The organism is Bacteroides muris (ex Afrizal et al. 2022) (assembly GCF_004793475.1).
Classification (GTDB): Bacteria; Bacteroidota; Bacteroidia; order Bacteroidales; family Bacteroidaceae; genus Bacteroides; species Bacteroides muris.
Genome location: NZ_SRYZ01000064.1, coordinates 1 through 20,555, shown reverse-complemented (window position 1 = coordinate 20,555; position 20,555 = coordinate 1). Strand labels below are relative to the sequence as shown.

16 protein-coding genes and 2 pseudogenes are annotated in these 20,555 nt (G+C 45.8%); 13 read left to right on the top strand and 5 right to left on the bottom strand.

Annotation, left to right across the window (positions count from 1 at the left end; all coding sequences use genetic code 11):
- Positions 1-89: 89 nt before the first annotated feature.
- The 3 genes from E5355_RS17450 to E5355_RS17440 form a co-directional block, all read right to left on the bottom strand.
- Complete coding sequence (locus tag E5355_RS17450; protein ID WP_136011329.1) at positions 90-2,423, bottom strand: carboxypeptidase regulatory-like domain-containing protein; 2,334 nt, start codon at positions 2,421-2,423, stop codon at positions 90-92.
- A gap of 15 nt (positions 2,424-2,438) precedes the next feature.
- Positions 2,439-3,767 carry a radical SAM/SPASM domain-containing protein gene (locus tag E5355_RS17445; RefSeq protein WP_168354374.1) on the bottom strand — a complete coding sequence of 443 codons (1,329 nt, stop codon included), beginning with the start codon at positions 3,765-3,767 and terminating at the stop codon, positions 2,439-2,441.
- Positions 3,768-3,872: 105 nt separating this feature from the next.
- Positions 3,873-4,061, bottom strand: coding sequence for a hypothetical protein (locus E5355_RS17440; RefSeq protein ID WP_136011327.1), 189 nt, complete (start codon positions 4,059-4,061; stop codon positions 3,873-3,875).
- A gap of 574 nt (positions 4,062-4,635) precedes the next feature.
- On the opposite strand from E5355_RS17440, the gene E5355_RS17435 reads away from it, so the two are divergent.
- The 9 genes from E5355_RS17435 to E5355_RS17395 all read left to right on the top strand — a co-directional run bounded on the left by E5355_RS17435 (position 4,636) and on the right by E5355_RS17395 (position 13,893).
- Complete coding sequence (locus tag E5355_RS17435; RefSeq protein WP_136011326.1) at positions 4,636-6,504, top strand: tetratricopeptide repeat protein; 1,869 nt, start codon at positions 4,636-4,638, stop codon at positions 6,502-6,504.
- A 154-nt stretch (positions 6,505-6,658) separates the two neighbouring features.
- Positions 6,659-7,078 carry a DUF3244 domain-containing protein gene (locus E5355_RS17430; protein ID WP_136011325.1) on the top strand — a complete coding sequence of 140 codons (420 nt, stop codon included), beginning with the start codon at positions 6,659-6,661 and terminating at the stop codon, positions 7,076-7,078.
- A 36-nt stretch (positions 7,079-7,114) separates the two neighbouring features.
- Positions 7,115-7,357: a hypothetical protein gene (locus E5355_RS17425; RefSeq protein WP_136011324.1), complete on the top strand. Its 243-nt coding sequence runs from the start codon at positions 7,115-7,117 to the stop codon at positions 7,355-7,357.
- A gap of 15 nt (positions 7,358-7,372) precedes the next feature.
- A complete protein-coding gene (locus E5355_RS17420) occupies positions 7,373-8,269 on the top strand; it encodes a hypothetical protein (RefSeq protein ID WP_136011323.1) in 897 nt (298 codons plus the stop codon).
- On the top strand, positions 8,266-10,467 hold the full coding sequence (locus E5355_RS17415) for a peptidase domain-containing ABC transporter (RefSeq protein ID WP_136011322.1): 2,202 nt from the start codon (positions 8,266-8,268) through the stop codon (positions 10,465-10,467). The genes E5355_RS17420 and E5355_RS17415 overlap by 4 nt, the downstream gene beginning before the upstream one ends.
- Positions 10,468-10,478: 11 nt before the next feature.
- Positions 10,479-11,615, top strand: a complete 1,137-nt coding sequence (locus E5355_RS17410; RefSeq protein ID WP_136011321.1) for an HlyD family efflux transporter periplasmic adaptor subunit — start codon at positions 10,479-10,481, stop codon at positions 11,613-11,615.
- A 23-nt stretch (positions 11,616-11,638) separates the two neighbouring features.
- On the top strand, positions 11,639-11,845 hold the full coding sequence (locus E5355_RS17405; protein ID WP_136011320.1) for a hypothetical protein: 207 nt from the start codon (positions 11,639-11,641) through the stop codon (positions 11,843-11,845).
- Positions 11,832-13,340 carry a radical SAM/SPASM domain-containing protein gene (locus E5355_RS17400; RefSeq protein WP_136011319.1) on the top strand — a complete coding sequence of 503 codons (1,509 nt, stop codon included), beginning with the start codon at positions 11,832-11,834 and terminating at the stop codon, positions 13,338-13,340. Before E5355_RS17405 ends, E5355_RS17400 begins: the two co-directional genes overlap by 14 nt.
- A complete protein-coding gene (locus E5355_RS17395) occupies positions 13,333-13,893 on the top strand; it encodes a cysteine peptidase family C39 domain-containing protein (RefSeq protein ID WP_136011318.1) in 561 nt (186 codons plus the stop codon). The genes E5355_RS17400 and E5355_RS17395 overlap by 8 nt, the downstream gene beginning before the upstream one ends.
- Positions 13,894-13,905: 12 nt before the next feature.
- Here the strand turns inward: E5355_RS17395 and E5355_RS17390 are convergent, their stop codons facing one another.
- A complete protein-coding gene (locus E5355_RS17390; RefSeq protein WP_136011317.1) occupies positions 13,906-14,883 on the bottom strand; it encodes a lysylphosphatidylglycerol synthase transmembrane domain-containing protein in 978 nt (325 codons plus the stop codon).
- Positions 14,884-15,018: 135 nt separating this feature from the next.
- Between E5355_RS17390 and rsmA the strand changes: the two genes are divergently transcribed.
- The 4 genes and pseudogenes from rsmA to E5355_RS17370 all read left to right on the top strand — a co-directional run bounded on the left by rsmA (position 15,019) and on the right by E5355_RS17370 (position 19,795).
- Positions 15,019-15,813, top strand: coding sequence for a 16S rRNA (adenine(1518)-N(6)/adenine(1519)-N(6))-dimethyltransferase RsmA (rsmA, locus tag E5355_RS17385; protein ID WP_136011316.1), 795 nt, complete (start codon positions 15,019-15,021; stop codon positions 15,811-15,813).
- A gap of 26 nt (positions 15,814-15,839) precedes the next feature.
- A complete protein-coding gene (gene mgtE / locus E5355_RS17380) occupies positions 15,840-17,186 on the top strand; it encodes a magnesium transporter (protein WP_168354373.1) in 1,347 nt (448 codons plus the stop codon).
- Between the two features lie 116 nt (positions 17,187-17,302).
- Positions 17,303-19,156 carry a DUF349 domain-containing protein gene (locus E5355_RS17375; protein ID WP_136011315.1) on the top strand — a complete coding sequence of 618 codons (1,854 nt, stop codon included), beginning with the start codon at positions 17,303-17,305 and terminating at the stop codon, positions 19,154-19,156.
- Between the two features lie 382 nt (positions 19,157-19,538).
- Positions 19,539-19,795: pseudogene (locus E5355_RS17370) on the top strand (hypothetical protein).
- A gap of 31 nt (positions 19,796-19,826) precedes the next feature.
- Here the strand turns inward: E5355_RS17370 and E5355_RS17365 are convergent.
- Positions 19,827-20,276, bottom strand: a pseudogene (locus tag E5355_RS17365) (helix-turn-helix domain-containing protein); the annotation flags it as partial.
- Positions 20,277-20,555 lie beyond the last annotated feature (279 nt).

Here is a 20,555-nt window from a genome sequence, read left to right as displayed (position 1 = left end):
GAAGCAAAGATAATGTAATTTCGACATAGGTGAAATAATTATGAATAACTACTTAGTTATTCTCAATGGGAACCGTATAATGAGCTAACCTACATTGCAATCCCCGTATCCCGGTCGGCATTGTTCATCGTCTTGTCGCCTGCCTGATGCTTGCGCCCGCTGCTGAACTTCCACGACAGCGTAAAGTAAAGCATACGCGCATTGTCGTCTATATACGTCCAACTCTTGGATTGGTGCAGTTTATTCAGCAGTTTGTAGCCTCCCGTCCGGCTGGTCGAGCTGAATGGATAAAGCATCCCCACTCCTGCGTTCCAGTCCTTCCACTGATAAGAACACTGCACGGTACCGGTTTCCTCTCCATAATTCAGAGTTTCGCCGAAAAGCGAACGGTAGCGGTTTCCCATTTCGCCATAGAAGGTAAAACCCTTGTAGTTCAGCGACACGCTACCGCCCGCATACCACGCCGTGTAGTCGTGCGCATACTCCCTGCCGCGACTTTCAAACCGGTTCACACCGCCATAAAGGCTGACCGAAAGCAAGTCCGGCACCACCGTCACGCCCACGTAGCATTGTCCGTTCAGTTGCGAGAATCGCTTCTGGTTGTCCTGGCTGTATTCGAAGAGGTAACTTCCGTCGGGCTGCGCCACGCACGCCACCTGCTGCATAATGGGATTCTTTTGATGAAGGTAACTTCCCTGTAGTTGCGCATTCACTATTCCGTTCCCCCAAGAGAGCCTCAGGCGATTGTTGTATGAACGGTAAGGGGTCAATCCGGGATTTCCCCGGTTTACTTCCAAGTCCGTCTTTTGCTGCCTGATGTCGCTCAATGCCGACAACGAAGGCAGCGTGGGATAAGTATTGAAAACATAACTCAAGTTTGCACCCTTGAATACCGGATATGCCACAGTCAACATAGGCCGGAAAGTGTAGAAAGTATACCCCTCACCCGTGCGGTCGAACGCCTCACGCGACATGCCCGCTCCCAAAGCATACTTCAACTTGGCCCATTTGCCCTGCAACTGCACATAACCGTAGAGGGTGGAGTTGTGCATGTTCACTGCCTCGTCCACTGCTCCCGTGTAGCGGTTGCTCGTATAAGCCTGCGTGTACTTCAACCCGGCAGAAAGAGCCACTTGGCTAAAGTCCTTCCGGTATCCCGCTTCCCCTATCAGCGAATAGCGTTTGCCCTTGGTGGCATAAGCATATTGCGACGAAGGCTCTCCTCCCATCTCGCCCGATTCACGATAATCGCGCTTGTAGTCCGAATAAAGGTATGTCCCCACCACGTTCATCGTCAGATGCTGGTTGCGCGGCAAGAACAGCCGATAATACAAATCGAGCGAGGGAATCCGGCTGTAGTTCTCGGCCAGTGTCATGCTGTAAAGGTCGGGCTTTCCCACCTCGCGGATTACCTCCCCCATGTCGTTGTGGGGATAGTCTTCAATCTCTTCCGTGAACAGAGCGTTGAACACATATTTATCCTGCTTCGTCAGGTTGTAGCTTGCCTCAATGGTGTGAGTGACATAGTTGAAGGCAGTAGGCACTTTCCCGAACACGCGATTGCGCTGCCCGCCATCGGGAAAGAAAAAGGTTTGGGTCTCGTCCACATAGCGTTCGTCATAATCGCGATAACTGATGTAATAATCAAGGCCGAACTCCGATAGTTTGTAGTTGGCACGCAGATACAAGTTGTCATTCCCGAAGCCTGTAGTCACGGCATTGATGGCGCTGAATCCGCCCATCACGCCCGCCTGCGGACGCTTCACCACATAGTTCACTACCGCTTCCGCATCCGTGTCGCCGTATCTCACGCCCGGATTGTCGATATACTCTACCCGTAATACCATCTCCGGCCGTAACGCCTGCACCTGTGCCACCGAGGCCTGGATGTCGTTGATGCGCAGTTGCACCACTCCTCCACCCACGGTAGACACCTTCTGTTGCACGCCATCCACCTTCAGTCCGGGCAACTGCATGTGTGCCAGCAGTTCATACCCCGAAGAAGAGGCTTTTACTTGCCTTTGCGACGGAAGGATAATTTGTCTGTCTACCTTCTTCATCACATTCGATGCAGTGACCGTGACCCCCTGCAACGACACGGCATCCTCCACCAGCACAATCGTACCCACCTCCATCGGTTTCTCCACATTGTCCAAGCGGATGGTCTGTGGCACACATCCCATAAACGATACCTGCAACAGGTAGCTGTCGCCCACTTCCAATTGCCGCAAGGCAAACATTCCCCGGGAATCAGTCACGCACCCAGCAACAAACGTGGAGTCGATATGCCGCAAAGCTACGTTCACAGATGGCATCGGTTCTCCTTTTTCGTCCGACACCATACCCGAAATACGGATATTCTGCCCGTATAAGCTTGTCACGGCACAGATAATAAACAACAAGCAAAGTAAATTCTTCTTCATCTTCTATTCATTTAGTTATATATTTGCAAGAGTGCGGCGCCTTTCTATTTTCCGCAAAGTATCATTGTAATATTGCTTCACAAACATATCCACATCCGTATCCAAAAGTTCTTTTATGCAAAAATCCTTATTTTGAGCGACAGACTCATATTTGCGTCTGAAACAAGGACCTCCACATATAGGCAACAAATTACATTCCATACATTTGGTATCCTCCACATACGGTTTTAAGCTCAAATCATGCTGTATAGAATCTTCCCACACAATATCACCATTTTCACTCAAATACCCCAACGCATTCTTTTCATTATAATCCACCGCGGTACACTTATATACCTTTCCGTCAAAATTCAGATTTACATAATTGTTCCTGTCCGCATAACAAAGACATCCCTCCACAAAGCCAAAATCCATTCCACAAGACAAGTGGAAACCTTTCTTTTTCAAATTCTCCACATTATCAAGCAGCCCGTCCGGAGTCTTGTCCGTCTTCTTTTCGTATGTTTGCCAAACCCTCTTAAATTGTATTTCAATTTGAGCACGAACACCCACAGGTATAATATCCAAGATTTCTGCAAAATCCAGCCGAATGGTGTCGTCCGTATAATTAATCCGCAAAAGTACTCGATTATTTGAAGTATCCAAACAATAACCCACACAATTGTCTATTATCTTCCTGAAAGAGGGTTGTCCTTTCATATTTCGAGTCTTATTGTGCCTCTTTTCGTCACCGTCCAATGTCACTTGAATTGTGTTCAAACCTATCAATGTACATTTTTTCGCAACCTCTTCTGTCAACAAAAATCCATTGGATGTCATATTGCAGAAGAAACCCTTATTTCTTTTTTCAGCTTCTTCTTTAGCAAAAACAGACAAAGGATATACAATTTCATCAAAATACATCAAAGGTTCTCCCCCAAACCATCCCAACATCAGTTTATCAATATCTTCTCTATCCAAAACCTTTATTATAAGTTTCTTCAGGCTTTCCAAAGTAGTCTTGCTCATTTCACCTTTCTTATGGGTCTCATAACAATACCAACACCTGAATATGCAATCTTGTGTAGGATTCAAAATCAAATGAAACAAAGAACTATTCGCATCCTTCCTCTTATTTTCTAACAGATAATTTGTCTCTTGTTCATTGTCTTCTACCAAAAAACGCATTCTTACAAGTTCCTTTGTAATAGCCTCTTCTTGCTGTTGCAATTCCACATCGGACAATAATACTTTAATAAAATCAAAGGAAGATTTATTCACTGAAAAAACAGCCTTTGAGATTCCATTCAAACAAATCGTATCATTACCATTTTGGATATAATAATTATATTTACTCTCAACCATAGCTTCATTATATATCAAAACATGCAAAGAGAGCATGTCACAACAAGTTACTCACAAAGATTATATAATTGTTCCGACACACTCTCATTAAAAGAAATTTAAACTTTAAGGGATTACGCTGTCATCTGGTTTTGCAATTGTACATCCACAACCAGCAACTTTGTTTTGAACACACTTAGGATTAATATCCACAATACCGCCACCTTCAACATTTTCCATCTCGTTCAAACTTAACATTTCTTCTGCAGCATTCTTCAAATTTGAAGCCAACTGCGCTTTTTCTTTTTCTTCCATGTTTTTTATCATTTAAATAATACAACAAAATGATAACGCTGATACGTTACCTAATTCTGACTGCAAATGTAAATCGTGGGAGTCCGACAAAACCAGACTGGTTGTATTTTTCTAAAAAAACATTTGATATTAGTTCATTTATAGATGTAATTTGTAAGCATTTCACCCCTTACCTGTTTTCTTCCTTTACCCCTGCCCAGAATAGCCTCTCGCAAGGGTAGCTGACCGACACCGGAGAACGAGGGGTTCGACACCGAGAGCCTCCCTCTTCGGCACCGAGGAACCCAGCCTTTCCCGGTGCCGGAAAAAGCGAGATGGTATGTTGCATAAAGATATGTAAAAGAAAATCATCAGTTACACGATTCTTTTAAGAAAAGAGTCAATCCGCCATTGTCGGATTCCCCTACCTTACATTTGCAACGGTAATATGGAATTCTATTCTATCGGATTTTCAATCCGATTGTGTCAGGTATAAGTTTCTTCAAACACCTGTGATTGTAACACTTTTGCTTGGCTATAATTCAAAGATATTTTATATTTGCAGCCAATTTTGTTATTTTTATAAGAATACACAATGAAAAATATCCATTTTGAAACCATTATAGCAGTATCTGTTATTTTTTTATTTTTCGCTGCTTGTTCTTCAAAGGAACACTCTTCCGTATCGTTGGCAGAACTGATACAGGCAGAAACTGTCATGTATGAGTACCCAGACAGCGCATTGCATATATTACAGAATATGAAAATGCCGGATGCTGCACAGAAATTGGAACATGCCACTTGGGCATTGTTGATGACGCAAGCAAAGTATAAGATGTATATAGAGCAGAATGACTCTTTAGCCAATATCGCGTACAATTACTTTATGAAACAAGAGGATGCACAACGAAAGGCATTAGTGCTGTATCTAAAAGGAGAAATTTTTCATGATAACAGAAATATAGAAGAGGCACAAAATTCTCTTCTAAGAGCAACAACGTATGCAGAGAAAACTAATGACTATCAACTGTGCCATTTAATCTATGCAGAATTAGGATGTATATACATACTCCGTTTTTATAAAGAGTATGCTATTGAAGCATTTAATAAATCATACCAATATGCACTTCAATCACAAAACTGTAAGTATATCATTGCTTCTTTAATTTATCTTGGTAGGACTTACGGTCAATTGGAAAGGTTCAATCAATCAATTGAATATTATCAAAAAGCCATTGAAATTGCCAAAGAAAAACATATAACAAGAAGTGTAGCAATTGCTTCTAATGAACTTGCTGGTATTTATATTGAAATCAAGGATTATAAAAAAGCTTTATACTATTCAAAACAGGCTATTAACAGTAGCAATATAGGAGTATCTAAAGGACAAATAAACTTGGTAATCGGGAATATTTACAGAGAAATAGGTCCCATAGATTCCGCATATTATTATTTAAATCAAGTTGTAGGTCATAAAGCAAGTGTCAATACGGTGAATGCTGCTTACCATGCTTTATATGAATTAAGTAAAAGAGAGAAAAAATACCAAGAAGCTATATTTTACAATGACAAATTCTTGAATGGATTCGATTCTATTTTTGATTCCCATAAGGAACAGGAATTAGCCGAAATGCAAGAAAAGTACAATCAACAAAAACTTATCAACGAAAAGAATCAACTAAAGATAGAAAAAGACAAAAATACCCGAAATGCACTGATAATATTGATTGTACTAATTTGTGTCATAGCAATTCTTATATACAACTATCAACATAAACTGATGAGGAAAGAACGCATCATACAAAAGAAAGAAGAAGGGATACGCCAAAGCATGATGCAAATAAGTGAAAATGAAATTGTAATCAAGCATAACCAATCGATGATGCAGGAACTTACCACCCAAATAGAAGCTAACAAAGACATGCAGGAACAATTAGAGGAACTAAACAGAACATACGCTGAAATACAACAACAAAACGAGGCACTGGCCCATGAAAACCATACTCTGCAAAGAAACATAGAACAATACTCTACCTCGCTCAACGCACAATCGGAAGAACTGAAAAGGCTGAATGAACTGACCGAAGAGAACCAGTATCTGCACGATCGAGAAAGAATACTATCAAAACAATTGATTAAAAGTACAAAAATTCTCAATAACCTAACAACGAAACCTAAGTATATAGATACTATGCAATGGAAAGACATAGAAGAAGCTACCAACTCAATCTTCGATAATTTTACAGAAAGATTATTGAAGAGATTTCCTGCTTTGACAGAATATGAAATACATCTTTGTTGCCTAATAAAACTCAACATGAGTAATACCAATATGGCAATTGCTTTAGGCATTTCCTCTGCTTCGGTTTCAAAACAAAAATACCGATTAAAAGAACGCATAGTACAACAATGTGCAGCATTCAAGCAAAATCAAACCTTAGATTTATGGGTTTGGAACTTTTGAAGTAGCATCTGTCCATTTGCACGAACTATATTGAAAGGTAATAATCTATGTTTTAGTTTATTACCTTTTTTTATGTCTATATCCTGTCCTTGCCATGTCTACAAAAGACTCCTTGATATATCCTATTTTTGCAACAAAATAAAAATAAAAAAATATGAAAACAAAAAGAGTAAAAAAACAATCTGTGCATATCGCACTGATAGCAAGCATTGTAATGTGCTTCTTATTTATTTCAAAAGGTTATTCTTCTATTTTTGAAATTACCCCTATTGAAACAAAAGGAACGTGGAATAATAGTAACGAGGACAATAAAATAGAACGCAGCCTCCCCACCATCCCCATCTCCGCCTACCTTTCCGGCAATTTCATCAACATCCAAAACAATAAACCGGATTGCGATATCACAATCCGCATCATCTGCCCGACCACCGGAGAAACGCAGTATCAGCAAATGATTCCTGAAACGGCCACTGCCAACATCCTCATTCCAATCAGCAACTTGCCATCGGGAACATACCTGCTGGAACTGACAGGGCCAGGGAACAGACACTTGGAAGGCAACTTCCATAAATAGGAATCAATGAATAATGACTCAAAATACAGAAGCATCATGAAACGAATCGACCTAAAGAAAGTGCTGCGCATGGACTTCATGATTCAGCACCGGTGCACAGGCACCCCCGAAGAGTTTGCCAGGAAACTGGATTTGTCGCGTTCCACATTCTTCGAGTACCTCGCTTATTTCCGTTATGAGCTGGGCACCGACATCCTTTACGACAAATATCAGAGCACGTACCACTATAATGGAGCCACGCTCTATTCGGCATTAGGATTAAAGTCGGACAACAACTAAACGACTGCCGCGCAAATGTACAGTCTGCTCTTCGACATACGGCAGGAGACCGGCAGGGTAAGAGTCACCGTCCGATTAGCATGCCTGATAAGCAGGAAAGGAAATGAAGTGTACTATACGGACAGTTCCGATTCCGTCTTCACCTCCGGACTGCTGGGCAAAGGCATCGGACGAGTGCTATATCCCGACGACCTGCACTGGTTTGTCCCCGACCTGACGCTGCTCGACCTCTTGTTGCAGGAGCGTGCGGCACTCTATCGCCGGCACGGGATAGACTACCTCTTTGTGACCACGCAGGAAGAGGCGCAAAACGGCAAACTGGATGCCGAAACGCTCTATCTGCCTCCTTCGCCCTACACGCCCCTGTCGAAAGGAGCAAGGGAAGCCGACTTCATCGAAAAACTGGAGGAGATAAAAGAGAGACGTGCGGCAACAGTCATCATCGGCATACTGGAGAAAGGGAACGGCTGCACAGACAATGCAGAACAGGCATACCAAGCCATCAGGAGGCACAGTGCAGACCACCCGGACCACCAGTTCGTAGTGCTGACCAACCAAGGGAAAGCAGACGAAAAGCTGTTTGCACTGCCCGACAACATTGCCGTCTACCGTCCGCAAGACTTGCAGGCACTGCTGCCCCTATGCGACCTGGCACTGGTGGCAGACGACTGGAACATACAGACCGAATGCGTCTTTGCCCACGTGCCTGCCTTGGTGCTGCCGCCAAGGGAGATACGCCGCATGACACCGCACAAGCTGAGCCGACGCATAATGGACATGCTGGGCAATCGGGAATGCCTTGTGGAGCAGCAAAAGACCCTGTGCAGCCTCTATGAACAGGAGAACCAACGGCTGGACGAGGTGGCAGACCGGCTGATACAATACATAGACACCAAAAAACAGAAACGATGAAGAAATTCCCATTCTACAAGCAACTAGACGGCATGGACTGCGGCCCCACCTGCCTGCGCATGATAGCCCGGCACTACGGAAAGACGTTCTCCGTGCAGCAACTGCGGGAGCAATCGTTCATCCAGCGCACCGGAGTGAACCTGCTGGGCATCAGCGAAGCGGCAGCAAGCATAGGGCTGCGCGCCACCGGCATCCGCACCACCATCGAAAGGCTGAAATCGCAAGCCAAACTGCCGTGCATACTGCACTGGAACCAGGAGCACTTCGTGGTGCTATACAAAGTGGAGAAAAAAAGAGGGAAAACCTTCTTCTACATTGCCGACCCTGCCTACGGACTGCTGAAATACGAAGAAGCGGAACTGAAAAACTGCTGGATCAGCACCCGGCAAGGAGGCATGGAGAAAGGTATCGCACTGCTGATTGACGTCACCCCGCAGTTCTATGAGGCGGAACCCATCAAGTATGAGAAACTCTCGCTCTGGTATCTGCTGCACTACGTGCGCCCCTACCGGAAAGCCTTGGTGCAGCTGGTGGTGGGCCTGCTGGCAGGAAGCATCCTGCAACTGGTGTTCCCCTTCCTTACGCAGACCATCGTAGACCAAGGTATAGGTCACCGGAACCTGAACTTCATCTGGCTGATACTGGCGGCACAGCTGATGCTGGTGTTCAGCCGCACCCTCATCGAGGTAATCCGCCGCTGCATCTTGCTGCACATCAGCACGAGGGTCAACGTGTCGCTCATCTCCGACTTCCTCTCCAAGCTGATGCGCCTGCCCATGAAGTTCTTCGACAGCAAGCTGGCAGGCGACCTGATAAGACGAATCGAAGACCACAACCAGATAGAGAGTTTCCTGACACAATCGGTGCTGCAAATACTCTTCGCTGCCATCACCGTGGCCATCTTCGGGGTGGTGCTTGCCGTCTACAGCTGGAAGATATTCCTCGTATTCACCCTGTTCAGCCTGCTCTACATAGGCTGGGTGAGGCTCTTCATGCGCAAACGGGCCGACCTGAACCGGAAGAACTTCGAGCAGATGTCGTTGAACCAGAACAACCTGATGCAGCTGATTTACGGCATGCAGGACATCAAGCTGCTGGGATGCGAGCAGCAAAAGCGGTGGGAATGGGAAAATATCCAGGCTGCCTTGTTCCGCATCAACATGAGCTCGCTCAATCTGGGACAATGGCAGCAAGTGGGCGCCGTGCTCATCAACGAAGTGAAGAACATACTTATCACCGTGCTGTCGGCCACTGCCGTGCTGCAAGGAGACATCACGCTGGGCATCATGCTCTCCATACAGTACATCATCGGGCAGATGCAAGGCCCCGTCAGCCAGTTCGTGGCATTCATGCAGAGCACACAGGATGCCAGGCTAAGCCTGGAACGCCTAGGCGAAATACACGGAAAACCGGACGAAGAGGCAGACAACAACAGCCCGGAAGCGGACATCACGGGAAATGAAGACATACGGCTACAGAATGTGCTGTTCTCCTACGGATCGGAAAAATCAAGGCAGGTCATCAAGAACCTTTCACTGCACATTCCGGCAGGAAAGACTACAGCCATCGTAGGCCTCAGCGGAAGCGGAAAGACAACACTGGTGAAACTGATGCTGGGCTTTTATCCGCCCACCGGAGGAGACATCAGGATAGGAAACCGCCCGCTACAGCGCATCAGCTTCAAGGAATGGCGCAAGCATTGCGGAGTGGTGATGCAGGAAGGATTCATATTCGGCGACACCATAGCCGGAAACATCGCTCCCGACGGCGAGGCCATCGACAAGGAACGGATGCTCTATGCCGTGGAAATGGCAAACATACGCGACTTCATTGAATCGCTGCCGCTGAAATACAACACGAAAATAGGCAACACCGGACAAGGACTGAGCCAAGGGCAGAAGCAACGCCTGCTGATAGCACGCGCCATCTACCGCAACCCGGACTATCTGTTCTTTGACGAAGCCACCAACGCGCTCGACACCGACAACGAAAAGACCATACAGCACAACCTGGACTTGTTCTTCAAGAACAAGACGGTAGTCATCGTAGCACACCGGCTCAGCACCGTAAGAAACGCCGACCAGATTGTTGTCCTGAAAGAAGGCGAAATCACAGAAAAAGGCACGCACGAGGAACTGATAGCCAAACAAGGAGACTACTTCCGATTAGTTAAAAACCAACTGGAACTCAGTGCATGACAGACCGAGATATGGAAGAGATTTATAAACCGGACACGAAGAAAGTGGAAATATACAGCCGAGACAGCAACGACATGCTGGGCGACATGCCCGACTGGCTGATACATACAGGAAGCTACATCGTATATGGGCTGGTGGCATTGCTGGTGGCAGGAGCAGCCTTGTTCCAGTATCCCGACACCGTGAAAAAGCACATACGCATAGACGACACGGGAAGCGTGGAGTGGATTACGGCGAACCGTGCCGGCATGATAGAAAGGTTCTTCGTGGAAAACCGGTCGCAGGTCAAAGAAAACGACACGCTGGGAATACTGAAAAACACGGCTTCGCTGAAAGACGTGAAAAGATTCTGCCAGGTACTGACCAATGTAGAGGAGTATTACCGCACCATGGACATCGGCTACCTGCAAGATTATCCCTTCGACCTGATTATGGGAGAAATGACCCCGGCATACGAACAATTCACACAAGCCGTAAGGGCCTGCCTGATGTATCGGGAGTTCGACCTCTATCCGCAAAAGAAAAAGTATCTGGACAAGGAACTGGAAATACTCGCCCGGAGCGGAAAGGCGGACGAACTGGACCTGCTGAAAATAAAGCGGGAAATGTTCGACTTGGAAATCGACCATAAAATGGAGATGGCCCAACACCACAGGGCACTGGAGATAGCCTACGAGAACATGGTCAACAGCCTGAGAACATGGGACAGCAACAACTTGCTGAAAAGCCGCAACAAAGGAACCGTCATCTGGGGAAAGAGCTGGAGCATGAACCGGAAGATAAACGAAGGCGACACGCTATGCACCGTTGTCTCGCAGAAAAAAGGAAACCCGGTAGGACACATCAGACTATCGGAAAACGAGGTATCTGAAATAACCGCCGGCGACAAGGTGGACATCGCGCTGAACAAGTATCCAGCACATACGTATGGCACGTTATCAGGGAAAATCACCTCCATCTCCTTTGTCCCCTACAACAAAAGCTATGCGGTGGAGGTGGAATTCCCGGACGGAATGATTACCACCAAGGGGAAAAAACCGGATTATGAGATAGGCATGAGCGGACAAGCGGAAATCATCACATCGAGCAAAAGTGTGCTCGACAGGATATTCTCGCCTGTCATGCAGTTGTTCAAAGAAAGGAATTAAGATAACTTAAATAGATATGCAACATGGAACAGAAAGAATCAAAAAAGACTGTCGAAAAATGCGACCGGAAAAATCAGGAAGAAGAATTGCTGGACATCAACGAACTGATGGACGTGCAAGGAGGAACCGACACGGAACCTGTGAAGAATTGCGGATTAGGATGTTATTTGTCGGGAATCAACAACACCGGCCAAAAGGAAACAACCTCTGAAGACAATGATAAACCTTGATAAAGTATATCTGCTCAACCCGCACTATCACTTAAGGCATGACATACATCGGGTAGTGCTATTCTCCAGAGGCGGGACAGACCAAGACTGTTCCCGCAACTGGCAGACTTTCATACACCCGCTGCAAGCAGCCTTGCTAAGCTTTTTCACCCACAACCGGACTATAAGGGAAACTCTTCCGCTGCTTTGCGACTATTTCTGCAAAAGCCCCCGGACAATAGAAAAATGGGTGGCCGAATTCATTGAGAACCCGCAACCCATCTACACCAATTCGCAGCAAGGAAGAATCTACTTCCCTAAACGGGTGCTGATTGAGGCGGAAAAAGCCGAAGGGAATCTACGGTTCGACCGTCTGGATGCCGACAGCTTCATCTGGAAAAAACTGGACTTGAAAACCCGACGGCTCTACACCGGACCGGCAATAGTCACATTCATGCTGACAAACCGATGCATCACACATTGCCGATATTGCTATGCCGACACAAGCACGATAGCAGACACACCGTTGCCCACCGGACGCATCATGGAACTGATAGACGAAGCTGCCCAAATACAAGTGCGGCAGGTGAACCTGATTGGAGGGGAAGTGTTTTTGCACAAAGACTGGCAATCCGTCTTAAAGAAGTTAGTCGAACTGGATATCGCCCCCGAATATATATCAACCAAGATGCCCATGAACAGCGAAAGGATTGCCGCACTTACCGACATCGGTTACCGGGGAACCATACAAGTGTCGCTGGATGCTTGCGACGAGATAGTACTGCAAACATCCATTGGGACACGCAAAGGGTATACGGAAGCCGTGCTGGAAGGCCTGCAAATGCTGGACGAAAGCAGTTTGGACTATCAGGTTTCGTCCGTGCTGACCACTTACAATTGCGACATCGGCGTGCTGGCCCGCATGCTACAGAAACTCACTACGCTGAAACGGATACGAGACTGGCGAATTGTACCTGTAAGCAATTCCATCACAAAAGAAATCAATGAATTCATTTGCCTGAAGCCTAAACAAGAACAAATAGCCACTCTCTTCAAACAAATGCGCCCGCTTATGGCACAACACAGTTCCTTTCCCATCATCTTGGGAGAAGAGACCATGAACAAACAGTTCGGAAAGACGGAAGGGGGCAGTTGCAACTTCAGTGGCAGCGAATGCTCGGCACTTACCACACACCTTTTCATCCTGCCTGACGGACAAGCAACCATCTGCGAACAGCTTTACTGGAACCCGCATTTCATCATAGGAGATGTAGGCAGGAATAGCCTGAAAGAAGTATGGAATTCACAACGGGCGCTGCAACTGTACAATCTGACACGAAGCGACATCAGCACACGGAGCCAATGTCACAAGTGTGCATTGTTCGATTCTTGCTTCGGTTACCAGAACCGTTGCTGGAGTGATATAATAAAAGCTTATGGGGCTGATTGCTGGGACTTTCCGGACCCACGATGCAAATTTGCCCCAGAAATGAAAAACAGACTTGATTATGAGTGAAGACGAATTAGACAAAATCAAAAAATCGTTTGTACGTGCCAAAGATGGATGCAGCCTGGAAGTGGCATGCCTGCTGACCGTAATGAAGTATTATGGCGGAACGGAAGAGGTACAAAAACTGACAGAATGGTGCACCGTGGACGGCAAACTCTCTTTAGGCGGCATGAAACAAGCTGCTATCCGTGCCGGAATGCAGGCCGACTTACGCCTGTTAGACATCGAACTACTTGCCCGAATGAAACTGCCCATCATTCTTTTTGCCAAAAACGATTTCGGCAGAATCGGTTATGCCGTATGTTACGGAATGCACGGAGAGCGATTCATTGTGTGGGAACCGGACTTCGGACCCATGCAATATTGGCCCAAGGAGCTAAACACGCTATGGATAAAGGGCATTTGCATGACTCTGTTCCCCACTCCCGAATTTTCGGAGAAGGCGGACTATCACCTGAAGTGGTGGGAACTGTACGACTGGAGCAAGAAATGCAAACGGAAACTGAACCGATGGTGGGATTACTGGTCGGTAGAAATCTTTCCGCTATTCCGCTGGTAGGCACAGCCGTCGCTACCGGCGGACCAAGGACAAATGTATTCCTCCCCAGATTCCCAGCACAATAACCAGCAATGTCTGCACTGCATGCACTATCAGTGCAAAGACACCGGCATCTGTAGCATTCACGCCATAGAGCATCATCATGGTGATGACGGCAAAGTGCCAAGGTCCTGCCCCGTTGGGCGTGGGAACAATGACGGCAAAGGTACCACCGACAAACATCACCAGTCCGGCAAGGTACCCAAGGTGTTCTGTAAACTGAAAGCAATAGAAAGCAATATAGAAGTGGTAGAAATAGCAGAGCCAGATAAGAACCGTATAAAAGATGAACAGAGGCACATTGTTCACATCGCGGAGTGACAGAATCCCTTCCCATACATTCAGTGCCACCCCCTTCACCCTCTCAAAGAAAGAGAGCATGCGCAGCAGGTAATAAAGAAGCACCAACACACCGACTACACAAAAAAGAGCAACATAAAACCAAGGGGAAGTCAGCAGATACATCAGCGAGGGGATTTTTGTTCCGGTTTCAGCAAAAAATCGAAAAAAGACAGGCATCTGCAACAAAAAGGTGAGTCCGGCAATCAACAGAATACACAATGTATCAATCAGCCGTTCGGTCACCACGGTTCCAAGCGATTTGGCAAAAGAGACATTGTCATATCTGGCAAGCACTCCGCAACGGGAAACCTCGCCTATGCGAGGCAGTGCCAGATTGGCCGCATACGACACAAAAATGGCATCCACGCAATCACTCGTCACAGGACGGACACCAAGCGGTTTCAGCGTCTGTTTCCAACGCCAGCCGCGAACCACATGGCTCATGACACCGAAAAACAACGAAAATGACATCCACCACCAATTCGTACCACGCAGAAGCACTGCTCCGGCCCTCGAAAAATCAAAATCACGATACACCCAATAGAGGATAAAACCGCCCAAGAAAATGGGTAAGATGATTTTCAATATCTTTTTTAACAGCTTATTCATACGATATTCCCAAATTCTTCATTCTTCATTCTTCATTCTTCATCGAAAAGAACTACCTTTGCTCCGTATAAATATAGGTTGCTATTCACACTGCTACCTATATTTGCGGAGCAAAAGTAATGATTTAGTTGATAAATGAAATTAGTTAAACCTAAAAAGTTTCTCGGCCAGCATTTCCTGAATGACCTGAAAGTGGCGCAGGACATTGCCGACACAGTAGACACCTGTCCCGGAATCCCCATCCTCGAAGTTGGTCCGGGAATGGGGGTACTGACCCAGTTCCTTCTGCCCAAAGAACGCAACGTCAAAGTAGTAGAACTGGACTACGAGTCAGTGGCCTACCTGCGGGAAGCCTATCCGCAACTGGAAGACAACATCATCGAGGACGATTTCCTCAAAATGAACCTGCAACAGTTGTTTGGCGGACATCCCTTTGTGCTGACAGGAAACTATCCATATAATATCTCCAGCCAGATATTCTTCAAAATGCTGGAATATAAGGACCTCATTCCCTGCTGTACGGGTATGATACAAAAGGAAGTAGCCGAACGTATAGCAGCCGGACCGGGCAGCAAGACATACGGAATCCTAAGCGTACTGATACAAGCATGGTACAAAGTAGAATACTTGTTTACAGTACACGAACATGTCTTCAATCCGCCCCCAAAAGTTAAAAGTGCCGTCATCCGCATGATGCGCAATGAAACGCATGATTTAGGGTGCGATGAAAAATTGTTCAAGCAAGTAGTGAAAACCACGTTCAACCAACGACGCAAGACTTTGCGAAACTCTATAAAACCGATACTCGGTAAAGACTGTCCACTGACGGAGGACGTATTATTTAATAAACGCCCGGAACAACTGTCCGTAAAGGAATTTATTCAGCTAACCAACCAGGTGGAGCAGGCATTGAAAACGATTAATGATTAACAGTTAGTGATTAAACACGAACAATCATGGAAATAGACGAAGAATACATAGAAAAAGTCAAAAGCCTGATAGAACAGAAAGACGCGGAAAATGTCAAAACACTTTTGACCGACCTACACCCGGCAGATATTGCAGAACTGTGCAATGACCTCGGCTTGGAGGAAGCCCGCTTCGTTTACCGCCTCCTTGACAACGAAACGGCAGCGGACGTACTGGTTGAAATGGACGAAGATGTCCGGAAAGAATTCCTGGAACTTCTTCCTTCGGAAACCATTGCCAAGCGTTTCGTGGATTATATGGACACGGACGATGCCGTAGACCTGATGCGCGAACTCGATGAGGACAAGCAGGAGGAAGTACTTTCGCACATCGAAGATATAGAACAGGCGGGTGACATCGTTGACCTGCTGAAATATGATGAAGACACTGCCGGTGGTTTGATGGGTACGGAAATGGTAACTGTCAATGAAAACTGGAGTATGCCGGAGTGTCTGAAGGAAATGCGCCTGCAAGCTGAAAAGTTAGATGAAATTTACTATGTATACGTCATCGACGACGAAGACCGTCTGCAAGGGGTATTCCCATTAAAGAAAATGATAACTTCCCCTTCTGTCTCTAAGGTAAAGCATGTGATGCGGAAAGATCCTATCTCCGTCCATGTAGACACCCCCATTGACGAAGTGGTACAAATCATCGAAAAGTATGACTTGGTGGCAGCTCCTGTTATAGACAGTATCGGACGTCTGGTAGGCCAGATTACCGTAGACGACGTCATGGACGAAGTCCGCGAACAGTCGGAACGTGACTACCAGCTGGCATCCGGTTTATCTCAAGATGTAGAAACGGACGACAATGTCATGCGCCAGACTTCTGCCCGCCTTCCATGGCTGCTCATCGGCATGCTGGGCGGTATAGGCAACTCCATGATATTGGGTAACTTCGACACGACTTTCGCCGCCCATCCGGAAATGGCCCTTTATATTCCGTTGATTGGCGGTACGGGTGGAAACGTAGGAACCCAGTCATCGGCCATCATCGTGCAAGGTCTTGCCAACAGTTCACTGGATGCCAAAGACATCTTCAAACAGGTAGCCAAGGAAGCGGTAGTAGCGGTCATCAATGCAACCATCATCTCTCTGCTGGTATACATCTATAATTTTATCCGGTTCGGAGCTACGGCCACGGTTACTTATTCCGTCTCCATCAGCCTTTTTGCAGTCGTCATGTTCGCTTCCATTTTCGGAACGCTGGTTCCCATGACTTTAGAGAAGTTGAAGGTTGACCCGGCCATTGCCACCGGTCCGTTTATCTCCATCACCAATGACATTATAGGCATGATGCTGTACATGGGCATCACTGTCTTACTGTCATAAAAACAAAAAATAGAAAAAAATCAAGGCTAATTGTATGAAGTAATCATTTTATTTCATTAATTTGTAACTTAATATAACCCAAACGGGAGGAACCCGTTTCTAAAAAAGTAAATACAATGACGGACACTCATGACACTAATCTCCCCGAAAAGCCGGTGGAATTAGAAGAAGAAAAGAAGGCAGCAGAGGTTTCTGAACCGGCAACAACAGAAACTCCCGCTGAAGAAATCGTTTCGGAAAAGCCGATAGAGCCAGTTCAGAAGCTTACGAAAGAGGAAATACTTACCAAACTCAAAGAGGTGGTTGCCGACGTGGAGAACGTGGCAAAACCTGAAATAGACAGTTTGAAGCAATCTTTCTACAAGCTGCACAATGCTGAACAGGAAGCGGCCAAAAAACTGTTTATTGAAAACGGAGGCGCCGCGGAGAACTTTGTTCCACAAACAGACAGTGTAGAGGAAGAGTTCAAGAATATCATGTCCGTCATCAAAGAAAAAAGAAGTGCGCTCACAGCCGAACTGGAGAAGCAGAAGGAAATGAACCTGCAGATAAAGCTTTCCATCATCGAAGAGCTGAAGGAACTGGTTGAATCTCCGGATGACGCCAACAAAAGCTATACGGAGTTCAAGAAACTACAACAGCAATGGAACGAAGTTAAACTCGTTCCGCAAGCCAAGGTCAACGAGCTTTGGAAAAACTATCAATTGTATGTTGAGAAATTCTATGACCTTCTGAAACTGAACAATGAATTTCGCGAATACGATTTCAAGAAGAATTTGGAAATCAAGACACATCTTTGTGAAGCTGCCGAAAAGTTGGCAGATGAAGCTGATGTAGTTTCAGCTTTCCATCAGTTACAGAAGCTGCATCAGGAATTCCGTGATACGGGGCCGGTAGCCAAGGAACTACGCGACGAAATCTGGGCACGTTTCAAAGTTGCCTCTACGGCCGTAAACCGACGTCACCAACAACATTTCGAAGCGTTGAAGGAAGTGGAACAACACAATCTTGACCAAAAGACTGTAATTTGCGAAATCATAGAAACCATCGACTACAAAGAACTGACAAACTTTGCTTCTTGGGAGAGCAAGACGCAAGAAGTCATCGCACTGCAAAACAAATGGAAAACCATCGGTTTCGCTCCACAAAAAATGAATGTGAAGATTTTCGAACGTTTCCGCAAAGCGTGCGACGAGTTCTTCCGTAAAAAGGGAGAGTTCTTCAAGACCCTGAAGGAAGGTATGAACGAAAACCTGGAAAAGAAGCGTGCCTTGTGCGAAAAAGCAGAAGCTCTTAAGGACAGTACCGACTGGAAAACAACCGCCGATGAACTGGCCAAACTCCAGAAAGAATGGAAAACCATCGGTCCGGTAGCCAAAAAATATTCGGATGCCGTATGGAAACGTTTCATCTCCGCTTGTGATTACTTCTTCGAACAAAAGAACAAAGCCACTTCTTCACAGCGCAGCGTAGAGCAGGAAAATCTGGAAAAGAAAAAAGCCATCATCGAAAAACTGAACGCTATCGATGACCAAATGGATACAGAGGAAACTATCCAACTGGTACGCAACCTCATGAAAGAGTGGAACGGCATAGGGCATGTACCTTTCAAAGAGAAAGACCGAATCTATAAGCAATATCACAGCCAAGTAGACAAATTGTTTGAACGCTTCAACATCAGCGCCTCCAACAAGAAGCTAAGTAACTTCAAGTCGACTATCAGCTCCATTCAGGAAGGTAGTCCACAAGCCCTTTACCGGGAACGCGAGAAATTGGTACGCGCCTTCGACAATATGAAGAACGATCTTCAGACATATGAAAACAATCTCGGCTTTTTGACCACTTCTTCCAAGAAGGGAAACAGTTTGCTGACAGAAATTAACCGCAAGGTGGAAAAGCTGAAAGCAGACATCGAACTTGTGAAAGAAAAGATAAAAATGGTAGACGAGAACATCAAAAACCAAGAATAACATACAAGATAAGACTTACTAAAAAAGGAATCCGCCTCTACAGCTATGCAGCCGTGGAGGCGGGTATATTTTTTATACACCTTATTAGTACAAGTTTCAATCATATAGTCATCGCGTACAGAGCCACCCGCTTGAACAATGTTTCTACTCCACTCTTATGGGCACGCTCAAAAGCCTCCCGGTAAATCTTGCACTTCGCGCTGAAACGCTCTATTGTTGCCCTGCATGTCGTGATGCTATGTGCCCCGTACGCCATCTTCAGGGAGAGTAGTACTTGCCGCTGATTGAAGTGGTCACCGTTTGTTGTTCATTCTTCATTTCCGATGTTTTTTACTCACGAGGCGAGAAAAATCCCACATTGAATCCGAAGACACACTGCGTGATGGTGCGTTTAGATGATGTGGAATGGAACAGACCTCACTATGTACGAGCAATCGAACGTGCAGACAACAACCGTCTTTCTCAAGGCCACTTCTTCGGACAGAAGTTCAGGGTGCATAAAGTGGATAAGGGATAGCGTTGCTCTACAAATTGGAGAAGTGTACCATCAACCTTGTGAAGTCGAGCAAGGAATTGCCGGCTATCTCATCATCGGACATTTGGGGTTCAGTTTTAAAGATGAAGAGAATGAAAATGTGAATCAAATCATTTTTTTTGTATATCAGATTATTTAAGAAACCGTCATCCTGTTCCTGAATTCTTTCGGCGTGCAGCCCCCCTGTCGTTTGAAGAACCGGACGAAATGCTGCGGGTGCTGAAAGCCCAGCGATTCAGCAATCTGTTTGATTGTACCTGCCGAATCGAGCATCCGCTCTTTGGCTATGGTAATCATCTTCAATTGTATGTACTCCTGCGCCGTCTTGCCCGTTTCCTGTTTCACCAAATCCCCGAAATAATTGGGCGAAAGACAAATCTTGTCTGCGAAATACTTTACAGTCGGGATGCCTTCCTTCGCTGCCGTCCCCAAATAGAGATAATCGTCCAGAAGCCGCTCGAAACGAGCCAACGCATCGTGATTCATGTCCTCGCGCGTGATGAACTGCCTCTCGTAGAAACGCATGCAATAGTTGAGCAACACCTCGATGTTGGAAATGATAAGCGATTTGGAGAATTTGTCGATAGGAATGTTATGTTAATACTCGAAAGTGTACTATCTTTGCGTTCATATTAAAATTATCTGCCCAATGCCTTCCAATCGCCCCTACATAAGTTACTACGATTCATCTTCCCCGAAGTTTTAATGAAGCATTTCGAGATTTCCGGTTGGCATGACGACTCTGTGAAAATCGAAGTCTGGCTTGATGAAAAACACTACCTGGAACGTTCCGATTACAAGAGTGGAACCGTGATTTCCCATGGTTTTACTGATGAGAAAGTGATTCAGGACTTTCCTCTTCGT